General features: G+C 63.8%; 11 protein-coding genes and 1 pseudogene. 9 read left to right on the top strand and 3 right to left on the bottom strand.

Going from position 1 to position 12,801, the window contains the following annotated elements; genetic code table 11:
* Positions 1 to 335: 335 nt before the first annotated feature.
* Both A9971_RS14225 and A9971_RS14220 read right to left on the bottom strand, forming a co-directional pair.
* Positions 336 to 1,829, bottom strand: a complete 1,494-nt coding sequence (locus tag A9971_RS14225; protein ID WP_183000726.1) for a CoA-acylating methylmalonate-semialdehyde dehydrogenase — start codon at positions 1,827 to 1,829, stop codon at positions 336 to 338.
* A gap of 73 nt (positions 1,830 to 1,902) precedes the next feature.
* Entirely contained in the window at positions 1,903 to 3,252 is a 1,350-nt protein-coding gene (locus A9971_RS14220) for an aspartate aminotransferase family protein (RefSeq protein WP_015634038.1), read from the bottom strand.
* 125 nt (positions 3,253 to 3,377) lie between these two features.
* On the opposite strand from A9971_RS14220, the gene A9971_RS14215 reads away from it, so the two are divergent.
* The 7 genes from A9971_RS14215 (at position 3,378) to A9971_RS14185 (ending at position 11,309) form a co-directional block, all read left to right on the top strand.
* Positions 3,378 to 4,298 (top strand): LysR family transcriptional regulator, encoded by a 921-nt coding sequence (locus tag A9971_RS14215; protein ID WP_011059101.1) that lies wholly within the window; start codon positions 3,378 to 3,380, stop codon positions 4,296 to 4,298.
* A gap of 130 nt (positions 4,299 to 4,428) precedes the next feature.
* On the top strand, positions 4,429 to 5,823 hold the full coding sequence (locus A9971_RS14210) for a uracil-xanthine permease family protein (protein ID WP_183000725.1): 1,395 nt from the start codon (positions 4,429 to 4,431) through the stop codon (positions 5,821 to 5,823).
* 87 nt (positions 5,824 to 5,910) lie between these two features.
* Positions 5,911 to 6,579: a TetR/AcrR family transcriptional regulator gene (locus A9971_RS14205; RefSeq protein ID WP_011059099.1), complete on the top strand. Its 669-nt coding sequence runs from the start codon at positions 5,911 to 5,913 to the stop codon at positions 6,577 to 6,579.
* Positions 6,580 to 6,584: 5 nt separating this feature from the next.
* Positions 6,585 to 7,166, top strand: a complete 582-nt coding sequence (locus tag A9971_RS14200; protein WP_015634036.1) for a YigZ family protein — start codon at positions 6,585 to 6,587, stop codon at positions 7,164 to 7,166.
* 533 nt (positions 7,167 to 7,699) lie between these two features.
* Positions 7,700 to 9,265 (top strand): ABC transporter ATP-binding protein, encoded by a 1,566-nt coding sequence (locus tag A9971_RS14195; RefSeq protein ID WP_015634035.1) that lies wholly within the window; start codon positions 7,700 to 7,702, stop codon positions 9,263 to 9,265.
* A gap of 11 nt (positions 9,266 to 9,276) precedes the next feature.
* Positions 9,277 to 10,383 (top strand): ABC transporter permease, encoded by a 1,107-nt coding sequence (locus A9971_RS14190; RefSeq protein WP_053156213.1) that lies wholly within the window; start codon positions 9,277 to 9,279, stop codon positions 10,381 to 10,383.
* The gene (locus A9971_RS14185; RefSeq protein WP_011059095.1) at positions 10,383 to 11,309 is read left to right on the top strand and encodes an ABC transporter permease; all 927 of its coding nucleotides are present in this window, start codon (positions 10,383 to 10,385) and stop codon (positions 11,307 to 11,309) included. The genes A9971_RS14190 and A9971_RS14185 overlap by 1 nt, the downstream gene beginning before the upstream one ends.
* On the opposite strand, the gene A9971_RS14180 is transcribed toward A9971_RS14185, so the two are convergent.
* The gene (locus A9971_RS14180; RefSeq protein ID WP_183000724.1) at positions 11,306 to 11,737 is read right to left on the bottom strand and encodes a hypothetical protein; all 432 of its coding nucleotides are present in this window, start codon (positions 11,735 to 11,737) and stop codon (positions 11,306 to 11,308) included. The genes A9971_RS14185 and A9971_RS14180 overlap by 4 nt on opposite strands.
* 110 nt (positions 11,738 to 11,847) lie before the next feature.
* Here A9971_RS14180 and A9971_RS14175 point away from each other — a divergent pair.
* Together A9971_RS14175 and A9971_RS14170 are read left to right on the top strand one after the other, a co-directional pair.
* A pseudogene (locus A9971_RS14175) lies at positions 11,848 to 12,021 on the top strand (MerR family transcriptional regulator); the annotation flags it as partial.
* Positions 12,022 to 12,046: 25 nt separating this feature from the next.
* Positions 12,047 to 12,730: an SDR family oxidoreductase gene (locus A9971_RS14170; protein ID WP_053156207.1), complete on the top strand. Its 684-nt coding sequence runs from the start codon at positions 12,047 to 12,049 to the stop codon at positions 12,728 to 12,730.
* Positions 12,731 to 12,801 lie beyond the last annotated feature (71 nt).

Raw genomic sequence — 12,801 nt, 5'->3', positions numbered from 1 at the left:
GTTAGCGGGAGGCGAATTCTACAGCGTTACACGCTGCTGTCAACACCTCTTTTCAACCGCTTTCGATCGAGAGGATCGAATCGTTAATAAGGCGAAAACTGACTGCCTTACCAACTGCTTCTGGCTTCGATGAACTGAAGCGTAACCGCTGTCGAAAACTGCGTAACTCGTTGAATCTCAAGGAGTTTTCCGTTTCGACTGCGCCGGAAGTGGGGCGAATTATAGACCTGTAGAATCTGCCGTCAACAGTTATTTTCATAAATCTGTCATATCGGTCAGAAAAGCCCATAAAAGCAAAGGCCGGCCCCAAGGGGCCGGCCTTTATTGCTTCACTCTTACAGGCTAGGGAAGGCGAACTGCGAGGCTTCGTGGCTGGCGCGTTGCGGCCAGCGCTGGGTGATCGCCTTGCGACGGGTATAGAAACGCACACCATCGGGACCGTAGGCATGCAGGTCACCGAACAGTGAACGCTTCCAGCCACCGAAGCTGTGATAGGCCACAGGTACCGGCAGCGGCACGTTGACGCCCACCATGCCCACTTCGATCTCGTCGCAGAACAGACGTGCCGCTTCACCGTCACGGGTAAAGATGCAGGTACCGTTGCCGTACTCGTGATCGTTGATCAGTTGCATGGCCTCCTCCAGGCTGTTGACCCGGACGATGCACAGCACCGGCCCGAAGATCTCTTCCTTATAGATGCGCATCTGCGGGGTAACGCGGTCGAACAGGCAGCCACCGAGGAAGAAGCCGTCTTCATGACCGGCCACGCTCAGGCCACGACCGTCCACCACCAGTTGCGCACCTGCGGCCACGCCGTCTTCTACATAACCACTGACCTTGTCACGCGCCTGGGCGGTAACCAGCGGCCCCATGTCCAAGCCACAGGAAGTACCGGCACCAATCTTCAGCGCCTTGATCTGTGGCACCAGCTTGGCCACCAGGGCATCGGCCACCTGGTCGCCCACGCACACGGCTACCGAGATCGCCATGCAACGCTCACCGCATGAACCGTAGGCCGCGCCCATCAACGCACTGACGGCGTTATCCAGATCGGCATCCGGCATCAGCACCGCGTGGTTCTTCGCCCCGCCCAGAGCCTGAACGCGCTTGCCGCGCTTGGTGCCTTCGGCATAGATGTACTCGGCAATCGGCGTCGAACCGACAAAACTCAGCGCCTTGACTTCCGGTGCCTCGATCAGCGCGTCCACCGCAGTTTTGTCACCGTGAACCACGTTCAGCACGCCCTTGGGCAGGCCGGCTTCATGCAGCAGCTCGGCAATCAGCAGGGTCGAGCTTGGATCACGCTCAGAAGGCTTGAGGATGAAGCAGTTGCCACAGGCGATCGCCAGCGGATACATCCACAGCGGCACCATGGCCGGGAAGTTGAACGGAGTAATGCCGGCCACTACGCCCAGCGGCTGGAAGTCAGACCAGGCGTCGATGTTCGGGCCCACGTTACGGCTGTACTCGCCCTTGAGGATTTCCGGCGCGGCGCAGGCGTATTCGACGTTCTCGATACCGCGCTTCAATTCGCCAGCAGCATCTTCCAGGGTCTTGCCATGCTCTTCGCTGATCAGCTTGGCAATACGGACTTCGTTCTGCTCCAGCAATTGCTTGAAGCGGAACATCACCTGGGCGCGCTTGGCCGGTGGCGTATTGCGCCAGGCCGGGAATGCCGACTTGGCCGAGTCGATGGCTTGCTGGATGGTTTCACGGCTGGCCAGCGGCACTTTGTGGATCGCCTGACCGGTGGACGGGTTGAATACGTCGGCGCTGCGACCGTTGTCGCTTACCAGCTCACCGTGGATCAGGTGTTGGATCAGACTCATGCGGGGACTCCTGAAAGAGGGAAAGCGCAGGCGCGAAACACTTCGCGCCTGCTTCTATATAAGAAGGATCGAATCAGTCGAGCTTGCTCAGCACTTCGCCAACCGCGTCGAACAGGCGATCGAGGTCCTGCGGCTTGCTGTTGAAGGTTGGGCCGAACTGCAGGGTGTCGCCGCCGAAGCGCACATAGAAGCCGGCTTTCCACAACGCCATGCCAGCCTCGAACGGACGCACGATGGCATCGCCATCACGGGGTGCAATCTGGATCGCGCCAGCCAGGCCGAAGTTACGGATGTCGATCACGTTCTTCGTGCCCTTGATGCCGTGCAGTGCATTCTCGAAATGCGGGGCAACCTCGGCCACGCTCTGCACCAGGTTTTCCTTCTGCAGCAGGTCCAGTGCCGCCAGGCCCGCAGCGCACGCCACCGGGTGCGCCGAGTAGGTGTAGCCGTGGGGGAATTCCACCGCGTACTCGGGTGTCGCCTGGTTCATGAAGGTCTGATAGATCTCGGAGCTGGCAATCACCGCGCCCATGGGGATCGCGCCGTTGGTGACCTGCTTGGCCACGCACATCAGATCCGGCGTCACGCCGAAGCTGTCAGCGCCGAACATGGCACCGGTACGGCCGAAGCCGGTGATCACTTCGTCGAACACCAGCAGGATGTTGTGCTGGTCGCAGATTTCCCGCAGGCGCTTGAGGTAACCCTGTGGCGGCACCAGCACGCCAGCCGAGCCGGCCATCGGCTCGACGAAGACTGCAGCGATATTGGAAGCATCGTGCAACTCGATCAGCTTCAGCAGCTCATCGGCCAGGGCAATACCGCCCTGCTCCGGCATGCCACGGGAAAACGCGTTACTGGCCAGCAACGTATGCGGCAGGTGGTCCACATCCATCATTGCCTGGCCGAACAGCTTACGGTTGCCGTTGACACCGCCCAGGCTGGTGCCGGCGATGTTCACCCCGTGATAGCCACGGGCACGGCCGATCATCTTGGTCTTGGTCGACTGGCCTTTCAGGCGCCAGTAGGCGCGCACCATCTTCACTGCGGTATCGGCGCACTCGGAGCCGGAGTCAGTGAAGAACACGTGGTTCAGGTTGCCCGGGGTCAGGTCGGTGATCTTCTCGGCCAGCTGGAACGACAGCGGGTGGCCGTATTGGAAGCCTGGGGAATAGTCCAGGGTGCCCAACTGCTTGGCGACCGCTTCCTGGATCTCCTTGCGCGAGTGACCGGCACCGCAGGTCCACAGACCGGACAGCGAGTCATAGATCTTGCGGCCCTTGTCGTCCACCAGCCAGCTGCCTTCGGCGCCGACGATCAGGCGCGGGTCGCGCTGGAAGTTGCGGTTGGCGGTGTAGGGCATCCAGTGAGCGTCGAGCTTGAGCTGGCTGGCCAGGGACTGAGGGGCGGTTTCCGGCATGTTCATGAGCAAAACCTCGCAAGGCAATGAAGCGGCGTAGGAATGAAAAGCGTTGTTGCAGCTAAGTTGCCACGGCTATAAAGTCGGTGAAATCCAACTTTAATAACCTTCAGTCTGGCATCCACTAAACTATGAGCAGCCGTCGAGCCGACCCGCTGGCGCAAGTCAGCGACTTTGATATCCGCCTGCTGCGGATCTTTCGCAGCGTGGTGGAGTGCGGTGGTTTCTCCGCCGCGGAAACCGTGCTCGGCATCGGCCGCTCGGCCATCAGCCAGCAGATGAGCGACCTGGAGCAACGGGTCGGCCTGCGCCTGTGCCAGCGCGGGCGCGCCGGGTTCTCTCTGACCGAGGAGGGCCGCGAGGTCTATCAGTCGACCCTGCAGCTGCTCAGTGCCCTGGAAAGCTTCCGTACCGAGGTCAACGGCCTGCACCGCCACCTGCGCGGCGAATTGATCATCGGCCTCACCGACAACCTGGTGACCCTGCCCCACATGCGCATCACCCACGCCCTGGCGCAATTGAAGGAGCGTGGCCCGGACGTGCAGATCCAGATCCGCATGATCGCCCCCAACGAAGTCGAGCAAGGGGTGCTCGACGGCCGCCTGCATGTCGGCGTGGTGCCCCAGGCCAGTGCCCTGCCCGGCCTGGAATACCAGCCGCTGTATGACGAGCGCTCGCTGCTGTACTGCGCAGTGGGCCACCCGCTGTTCTATGTGGATGACCGGCAACTGGACGACCAGCGCCTCAACGACCAGGACGCCATCGCCCCGACCTTTCGCCTGCCGGCCGAGATCCAGGCCCACTACCAGGCGCTGAATTGCACCGCCAGCGCATCCGACCGGGAAGGCATGGCCTTCCTGATTCTCACCGGCCGCTACATCGGCTACCTGCCGGACCACTACGCCAGCCTCTGGGTGCAGCAGGGCCGGTTGCGTGCCCTCAAGCCCAAGTCACGCTTCTACGACCTGAGCCTGGCATCGGTCACGCGCAAGGGTCGGCGCCCTCATTTGGTGCTCGAAAGCTTTCTGGAAAGCCTGGCGGCAACCCGCTAGAGCGTCTCCACTCACCAGCAAGGCCCGGTATTCAAAGGCCCGCACCGCAAAGCAGACAAAATAACCTGAGCACCTGGACAGCTTTTTGCAAAGACCTCGGCACCTTGAACCCCAGCCCGAGCTCCACGCCATGCAGCCAGATGCTTCCCGCCCCAGCGAACTGATCTACGGCCTCGACGACCGCCCGCAACCCCTGCCCGCGCTGCTGGCAGCCCTGCAGCATGTGCTGGCCAGCTTTGTCGGCATCATCACCCCACCACTGGTGATTGGTTCGGCCCTGGGTCTTTCGGCGCACCTGCCGTACCTGATCAGCATGGCGCTGATGGTCTCCGGGGTCGGCACCTTTATCCAGGCCCAGCGCCCCTGGGGCATCGGGGCCGGCATGATCTGCCTGCAAGGCACCAGCTTCGCCTTCCTCGGTGCCGTACTGTCGGCGGGGTTCCTGGTCAAGCAACGGGGCGGCAGCCCGGAAGACATCCTGGCGATGATCTTCGGCGTGTGTTTCTTCGGCGCGCTGGTGCAGATCGTCCTCAGCCGCTTTATCGGCCGACTGCGCCGGGTGATCACCCCGTTGGTGACCGGCATCGTCATTACCCTGATCGGCATCAGCCTGATCAAGGTCGGCATCACCGACCTGGGCGGCGGCTTCAATGCCGCGGACTTCGGCGCCCCGGGCAATCTCGGCCTGGGCCTGCTGGTGCTGCTGACCATCATTCTGCTCAACCGCAGCAACACCCCGTGGGTCCGCCTCAGCGCCATCATCATCGGCCTGGCCCTGGGTAGCCTGGCGGCCTGGTTCAGCGGCAAGCTGGTGCCCCAGCCGCTGCCGGACCTGCCGTTGATCAGCCTGCCCCTGCCCTTCAGGTACGGCTTCAGTTTCGACTGGAGCGCCTTTATTCCCGTAGCCCTGATCTACCTGATCAGCACCCTGGAAACCGTGGGAGATCTGACCGCCAACTGCATGCTGGCGCGCCAGCCCATCAGCGGCCCTTCCTATATAAGCCGGCTCAAGGGCGGGGTCCTGGGGGACGGCGTCAGTTGCATGATCGCCGCCACCTTCGGCGCCTTCCCCAACACCACCTTCGCCCAGAACAACGGGGTGATTCAGTTGACCGGCGTGGCCAGCCGCTTCGTCGGCCTGTACATCGGCCTGATCCTGTTCTGCCTGGGCCTGTTCCCGCTGATCGGCGCGCTGCTGCAACAGGTCCCCAAGCCGGTACTCGGCGGTGCCACCCTGGTGATGTTTGGCAGCGTCGCCGCAGCCGGGGTACGGATCCTCGCCCAGGCCCCGCTGGACCGGCGCAGCATGCTGATCATCGCCACTTCGTTCGGCGTCGGCCTGGGCATCGCCGCGCAACCGAACCTGCTGCACCTGCTGCCCAAGGTGGTGCAGAACCTGTTCGATTCGGCGATCACCAGCGGCGGCCTCACCGCCTTGCTGATGAGCCTGCTGTTGCCGGAAAGCAAGGGCGCGGCGAATGACGCAAATCCGATTCCGGAAAACGACACCCTGAGGGCCCACTGAGGCTTTTGTAGCGCCAAGGCTTGTCTGATGCACGTGGGTGCGCTATCAACGCACAGGTTGCACCCACAGACTTGCTCGGAAACCTCCATGACCTTTGAAGTCCCCGCCCACAGCGCTCCTCACCCCGGCAAACCCGCCAGCCGCATTCGGCAGAAGAATGAAGAGGCCATCCTCCAGGCCGCCGAGGACGAGTTCGCCCGTCACGGTTTCAAAGGCACCAGCATGAACACCATCGCGCAGAAGGCCGGCCTGCCCAAAGCCAACCTGCACTACTACTTCACCAACAAGCTGGGGCTGTACATCGCGGTGCTGAGCAACATCCTCGAACTCTGGGACAGCACCTTCAACACCCTCACCGCCGAAGATGATCCGGCCGAAGCCCTGACCCGCTACATCCGCGCCAAGATGGAATTCTCCCGCCGCCAGCCGCAAGCCTCGCGGATCTTCGCCATGGAGATCATCAGCGGTGGCGAGTGCCTGAGCGAGTATTTCAGCCAGGACTACCGCGCCTGGTTCCAGGGCCGCGCCGCGGTGTTCCAGGCCTGGATCGACGCCGGCAAGATGGACCCGGTAGACCCGGTGCACCTGATCTTCCTGCTGTGGGGCAGCACCCAGCACTATGCCGATTTCGCCACCCAGATCTGCCGCGTCACCGGGCGCACCCGGCTGACCAAGCAGGACATGGAAGACGCCGGCAACAACCTGATCCGCATCATCCTCAAAGGCTGTGGCCTGACACCTGCACTGAAAGACTGACCCCCATGCCCTTTACCCTGGCCGGCCTCTGCGAATACCGCGAGGAAATTCGCAAAAGCCGCTTCATCACCTTTGCCGCGCCCATCTGCAGCGCGGCCGAGGCCCAAGCCTTCATCCAGCAGTACAGCGACCTCAACGCTTCGCATAACTGCTGGGCGTGGAAACTCGCCGACCAGTACCGCAGCAACGACGACGGTGAACCCGGCGGCACCGCCGGGCGACCGATCCTCGCGGCCATCGAGGCCCAGGACTGCGACCAGGTGGCGGTGCTGGTGATCCGCTGGTACGGCGGCATCCAGCTGGGCACCGGCGGCCTGGCCCGGGCCTATGGCGGCGGCGCCAACAAGTGCCTGCAAGGCGCCGAGCGCATCGCCCTGGTCAACCGCGTACCGCTGCGTTGCGCCTGCAGCTTCAGCGAACTGGCGCTGGTCAAGCTGCGGGTTGCCGAACTGGGCGGGCTGCTGGTCCAGGAAGACTTCACCGCCAACGGCGTAGAGCTGCAACTGGCCCTGGGCGAAGAGCAGATCGATACCCTGCAGCAACAGCTGGCGGACCTCAGCCGCGGGCGCATCCTTTTGCAGCGCTGAAGGCACCAACCCGGCCCGGACCACCCTGTGCATAACCCGCAAGGGCCCCGGGCACTTGCCCACATCTACTGTGCACCCGACTGTGGATAAGCTGAGCACATAGCGCTGTAACCCTTCTGCAACGTGGCTTTGCGGGCTTTGTTCATTTTTTGTCCAAAGCGTCCCCAGGAAGCTTTTTTCCACAGCGAAACAGCCACTTAAGCCGGTTTATCGCAGTTCACGGGCAAGCCAGTGGTGCTGATGCCCAAGCGCCGCTCTTGCACACAATTACTGTGGAGCAAGCTGTGGATAACCCGTGCAAGGCTGCTCCAGCCCCTGATTGCGCAGGGTCTGCAGGCAACTGATCATTTTCTGCGCAACGGCCTGGGGACAAAAACAGCGCCTTTTCAAACACCTTGCCCCGAAGTGGTGCCAGGACCCTGGTCCTGTCAGCCAGGCAGGATGCCGCCCGGGAGCGCTCCACCGGCTTTCCTGACCCACTGGCCAGGAAATTGCTTTATCCACAGGCACAACTCCCAGAAGCCGAGCCTGTCATGTCCAATCACCCTGCACCCAGCAGCCAGGCACCACGCCTGCAACTGCGCCGGATCAGCAAACGCTATCCCGGCTGCCTGGCCAACGACGCCATCGACCTGAACATCGCTGCGGGTGAAATCCATGCGTTGCTGGGCGAAAACGGCGCCGGCAAAAGCACCTTGATGAAGATCATCTACGGGGTGGTCCAGGCCGATTCGGGGGAGCTGCTCTGGCAAGGACGACGCCAGCTCATCGACAACCCGGCCCAGGCACGCAGCCTGGGGATCGGCATGGTGTTCCAGCATTTCTCGCTGTTCGAAACCCTCAGCGTGGCGCAGAACATTGCCCTGGCCATGGGCGCCGGCGCCGGTACGCCGAGCCAGCTGGAAGGCAGAATCCGCGAGGTTTCCCAGCGTTACGGCATGGCCCTCGAACCCCAGCGCCTGGTGCACAGCCTGTCCATCGGCGAACGCCAGCGGGTGGAAATCGTCCGCTGCCTGATGCAGGACATCCGCCTGCTGATCCTCGACGAGCCGACCTCGGTCCTGACCCCGCAGGAGGCCGACGACCTGTTCGTCACCCTGCGTCGGCTGGCCGACGAAGGCTGCAGCATCCTGTTCATCAGCCACAAGCTCGCCGAGGTGCGCGCCCTGTGCCACAGCGCCACGGTGCTGCGCGCGGGCCGGGTGGCCGGGCACTGCAGGCCGGCGCAGTGCTCGGATCGCGAGCTGGCACGGCTGATGGTAGGGGACGCGGCGGCGATGATCACCGACTACCCGAAAGCCCGCGGCACGAACGACTTCCTGCGCCTGGACAACCTCAGCTGGGACAACCCCGATCCTTTCGGCTGCTCACTGAAGAACATCGACCTGCGCCTGCGCAGCGGCGAGATCGTCGGCATCGCCGGAGTCGCCGGCAATGGCCAGGACGAACTGCTGGCCCTGCTCAGCGGTGAACAGCGCCTGCCCCGTGGCGAAGCCGAACGTATCTGTTTCGCCGGCCAGGGCGTGGCTCATCTGTATCCCGACGCCCGACGCCAGCGCCGCCTGGCTTTCGTTCCCGCCGAACGCCTGGGCCACGGTGCGGTGCCGGAACTGAGCCTGGAGGACAACGCCCTGCTCAGCGCCTTTCAACAGGGCCTGGTGCGCCACGGGCTGATCCAGCGACGCAAAGTGCGGGAACTGGCCGAGCGCATCATCCAGCGTTTCGGGGTCAAGAGCGCCGGTTCCCAGAGCCCGGCCCGCAGCCTGTCCGGCGGCAACCTGCAGAAATTCATCCTGGGCCGCGAGATTCTCCAGCAGCCTCGCCTGCTGATCGCCGCGCACCCGACCTGGGGCGTGGATGTAGGGGCCGCCGCCACTATCCACCGCGCACTGATCGCCTTGCGCGATGCCGGCGCGGCGATCCTGGTGATCTCCGAAGACCTGGACGAGCTGTTCCAGATCAGCGACCGCCTCGCGGCCCTGTGCGCTGGACGCCTTTCGCCCCTCAAGGCCTGCGCCGACACCTCGCTGGTGGAGGTTGGCGGCTGGATGGCCGGCCACGCCGATTCCCTGCCCTCACCCGCTGCCCTGGCGATTTAACGGAGCTGTCCATGCTGCTTTCACTCGAACCCCGTGGCCGCCAGTCGCGGCTGATGCTCTGGTGCTCGCCACTGCTGGCGGCGCTGCTGACTCTGGGCTGCGGTTCCCTGCTGTTCATGACACTGGGGCATGACCCCTGGCTGACCTTGCACACCCTGCTGATCGCCCCGGTCAGCGACTTGTATGGCGTGTCCGAACTGCTGGTCAAGGCGCTACCTATCCTGCTCTGTGCCCTGGGCCTGGCGGTGGCCTATCAGGCGCGGGTGTGGAACATCGGCGCCGAGGGCCAATTGCTGCTCGGGGCCCTGGTCGGTAGCGCCCTGGCGGTCAATCTCATCGAACTGCAAAGCCGCTGGGCGCTGGTGCTGATCCTGCTTGCCGGAACCCTGGCCGGGGCCGCCTGGGCCGGGCTCACCGCCTGGTTGCGCACCCGCTTCAACGCCAATGAAATCCTCACCAGCATCATGCTCAACTACATCGCCCTGAACCTCTTGCTGTACTGCGTGCATGGACCGTTGAAAGACCCCGCCGGGTTCAACTTTCCCGAGTCGGCGATGTTCGGCGACGCCAGCCGCCTGCCGCTGCTGATGGAAGACGGCCGGGTCCACGCCGGGGTGTACTTCGCCCTGCTGGCCCTGGTGGCGGTCTGGGTGCTGCTGCAGAAAAGCTTTGTCGGCTTCCAGATCAGGGTGCTCGGCCTGGACCAGCGTGCCGCCGGCTTCGTCGGCTTTCGCCAGAAGCGCCTGGTCTGGCTGGCGCTGTTGACCAGCGGTGCGCTGGCAGGGCTGGCCGGGGTCTGCGAAGTCGCCGGCCCCATCGGCCAACTGGTGCCCCAGGTGTCTCCCGGCTACGGCTACGCGGCCATTACCGTGGCTTTTCTCGGCCGCCTGAACCCCATCGGCATTGTGTTTTCCAGCCTGCTGATGGCGTTGCTGTACATCGGTGGCGAGAGCGCGCAGATGAGCCTCAACCTGCCCCAGGCCATCACCCAGCTGTTCCAGGGAATGATGCTGTTCTTCCTCCTGGCCAGCGACGTGCTGATTCTCTATCGCCCGCGCCTGAACCTGCGTTGGATGCGCCGCAACGCCAGCGCCACTGCTACCGCCGGAGCCCTGTGATGGATATCGACCTGCTGAGCAATATTCTCTACGCCATGGTCCGCTGCGGCACCCCCCTGCTGCTGGTGGCCCTGGGGGAACTGATCTGTGAAAAGAGCGGCGTCCTCAACCTGGGGCAGGAAGGCATGATGCTGTTCGGCGCGGTGATAGGTTTTATCGTCGCCCTCAACAGCGGCCATTTGTGGCTCGGGGTGCTGCTGGCGATGGCCGCCGGAATGCTGCTGGCGGCGCTGTTCGCCCTGGTGGCCCTGGTGTTCACCGCCAACCAGGTGGCTACCGGGCTGGCGCTGACGATCTTCGGGGTCGGCCTGTCGAGCTTTGTCGGCGCGGCCTGGGTCGGCAAGCCCCTGGCCGGCTTCGAACCGCTGGCGCTGCCGCTGCTGAGCGAGATCCCGCTGATCGGCCGCATGCTGTTCGCCCAGGATTTGCTGGTGTACCTGTCCTTCACCCTGTTCGCCCTGGTGGCCTGGGTGGTTCTCAAAAGCCGGGTCGGCCTGATCATCCAGGCTGTCGGCGAGAACCCCGACGCCGCCAGCGCCATGGGCCTGCCGGTACTGCGGGTGCGCGCGCTCGCGGTGCTGTTCGGCGGCGCCATGGCGGGGCTGGCCGGGGCCTACCTGTCCCTGGCCTACACCCCGATGTGGGCCGAGAACATGAGCGCCGGACGCGGCTGGATCGCCCTGGCGCTGGTGGTGTTCGCCAGCTGGCGGGTGTGGCGGCTGCTACTCGGCGCCTACCTGTTCGGCCTGGCGAGCATCCTGCACCTGGTGGCCCAGGGCCTGGGCCTGGCGATTCCTTCCAACCTGCTGGCGATGCTGCCCTATGCCGCCACCATCCTGGTGCTGGTGCTGTTGTCCCGAGACGCCTTGCGCACCCGCCTGTACGCACCAGTCTCCCTGGGCCAGCCGTGGCAGGCGGGGCACTAAATGACCGCCACGGCCCCCGCAGGCACCGGCTCGCCGGAGAAGTCTTTCACCGGCCACAACTGCGCCACGCACCAGGCAAGCTCGAAAAACAGAATCACCCCGATCAACGCCGTAGCGCCGTGCATCAAGGCATACACCTGCCAGGTGGCAAACAGGATGCGCCCCACTGCGTCATAACGACCAAACGCCTGCTGCGGATCACGAATCCGCAGCACCGACCACACACAGACAATCGAGCCCATCAGGTTGGCCATCAGCAGGTGCATCGGCTCGAACGGCGGCAGGCTCCCCGGCAGGTGCAGGGCCCAGCCCTGCATCAGCCCGTGCAAAGCCATGAAACTCCAGGGGGTGACGAAGGCCAACGTCACCAGCAAGTCGTACCAGCCGCTAGCCCGGACCAATGTTCGATACTGTTCGCTCGTCCACATAAATGCTGCTCCATAGATTCAAGGAGCGCGCAGGCTAAAGCCTCGAGTATGCTCCAGGGTCAAGCCCTTTCAAGGCCCGCACATGCGCATTGGAGAACAGGCCGAAGCCTGGGCGGAATGGCAGCAGTGTCGGCGCTCTGTGGCAGAGTGCCGATACGGTTCAGGCCGTAACCCGGCTGCTGCAAGACAAACTGACCCTGATCGAAACCCGCATCACTGAATTGGGCCACTTGCGCCAGGAGCTGCAACAACGGCTCGGGCAAGCCTGTCCATTGAATCCGTGATCCTCACTTATCAAGGAACCTCATCATGTCCACGGCAAAAACCGCACTGATCATCGGCGCCTCCCGGGGCCTGGGCCTCGGCCTGGTCCAGCGCCTGCTGGAAGACGGCTGGCAGGTCACCGCCACCGTGCGCAACCCGCACAAGGCCGAGGCGCTGCAAGCCCTGGGCAAGGTGCAGATCGAGCAACTGGACATGGACGATCAGCAAGCGGTGATTGCCCTGAGCCAGAAGCTCAAGGACCAGGTGTTCGACCTGCTGTTCGTCAACGCCGGGGTCAAGGGCCCGGACAACCAGCTGCCGGGCCACGCGACCCTGGCCGAAGTCGGCCAGCTGTTCTTCACCAACGCCGTGGCGCCGATCAACCTGGCCCAGCGCTTCGTCGGGCAGATCCGCAAGGACAGCGGCGTGCTGGCGTTCATGAGTTCGGTGCTGGGCAGCGTGACCATGCCCGACGCGCCGGAGCTGGCCCTGTACAAGGCCAGCAAGGCCGCACTGAACTCCATGACCAACAGCTTCGTGACCCAGTTGGGGCAGAAGCTCACCGTGCTTTCGCTGCACCCGGGCTGGGTGAAGACCGACATGGGCGGCGAAGGCGCCGATATCGATGTGCAGACCAGCACCCGCGGGCTGATCGCCCAGGTCAATGCCTACACCGGCAAGGGCGGTCATCACTTCGTCAACTACAAAGGCGAAACCATCCCCTGGTAAGGCCGCGGCTGCCCCGGGCAGCCCTTGCACAGGCCAGCGAAGGCTCTGGAACGGGGGGCAAAATGCAAGTT

It is taken from the genome of Pseudomonas sp. UME65 (genome assembly GCF_014170225.1).
Lineage (GTDB): Bacteria > Pseudomonadota > Gammaproteobacteria > Pseudomonadales > Pseudomonadaceae > Aquipseudomonas > Aquipseudomonas protegens.
The sequence above is the reverse complement of the archived record's forward strand: the minus strand, read 5'-3'. Positions and strand labels throughout refer to the sequence as shown.

Coding starts and splice junctions, on each gene's coding strand:
- A9971_RS14225 (WP_183000726.1), bottom strand. CDS start 1,829: ATGAGTCTGATCCAACACCTGATCCACGGTGAGCTGGTAAGCGACAAC.
- A9971_RS14220 (WP_015634038.1), bottom strand. CDS start 3,252: ATGAACATGCCGGAAACCGCCCCTCAGTCCCTGGCCAGCCAGCTCAAG.
- A9971_RS14215 (WP_011059101.1), top strand. CDS start 3,378: ATGAGCAGCCGTCGAGCCGACCCGCTGGCGCAAGTCAGCGACTTTGAT.
- A9971_RS14210 (WP_183000725.1), top strand. CDS start 4,429: ATGCAGCCAGATGCTTCCCGCCCCAGCGAACTGATCTACGGCCTCGAC.
- A9971_RS14205 (WP_011059099.1), top strand. CDS start 5,911: ATGACCTTTGAAGTCCCCGCCCACAGCGCTCCTCACCCCGGCAAACCC.
- A9971_RS14200 (WP_015634036.1), top strand. CDS start 6,585: ATGCCCTTTACCCTGGCCGGCCTCTGCGAATACCGCGAGGAAATTCGC.
- A9971_RS14195 (WP_015634035.1), top strand. CDS start 7,700: ATGTCCAATCACCCTGCACCCAGCAGCCAGGCACCACGCCTGCAACTG.
- A9971_RS14190 (WP_053156213.1), top strand. CDS start 9,277: ATGCTGCTTTCACTCGAACCCCGTGGCCGCCAGTCGCGGCTGATGCTC.
- A9971_RS14185 (WP_011059095.1), top strand. CDS start 10,383: ATGGATATCGACCTGCTGAGCAATATTCTCTACGCCATGGTCCGCTGC.
- A9971_RS14180 (WP_183000724.1), bottom strand. CDS start 11,737: ATGTGGACGAGCGAACAGTATCGAACATTGGTCCGGGCTAGCGGCTGG.
- A9971_RS14170 (WP_053156207.1), top strand. CDS start 12,047: ATGTCCACGGCAAAAACCGCACTGATCATCGGCGCCTCCCGGGGCCTG.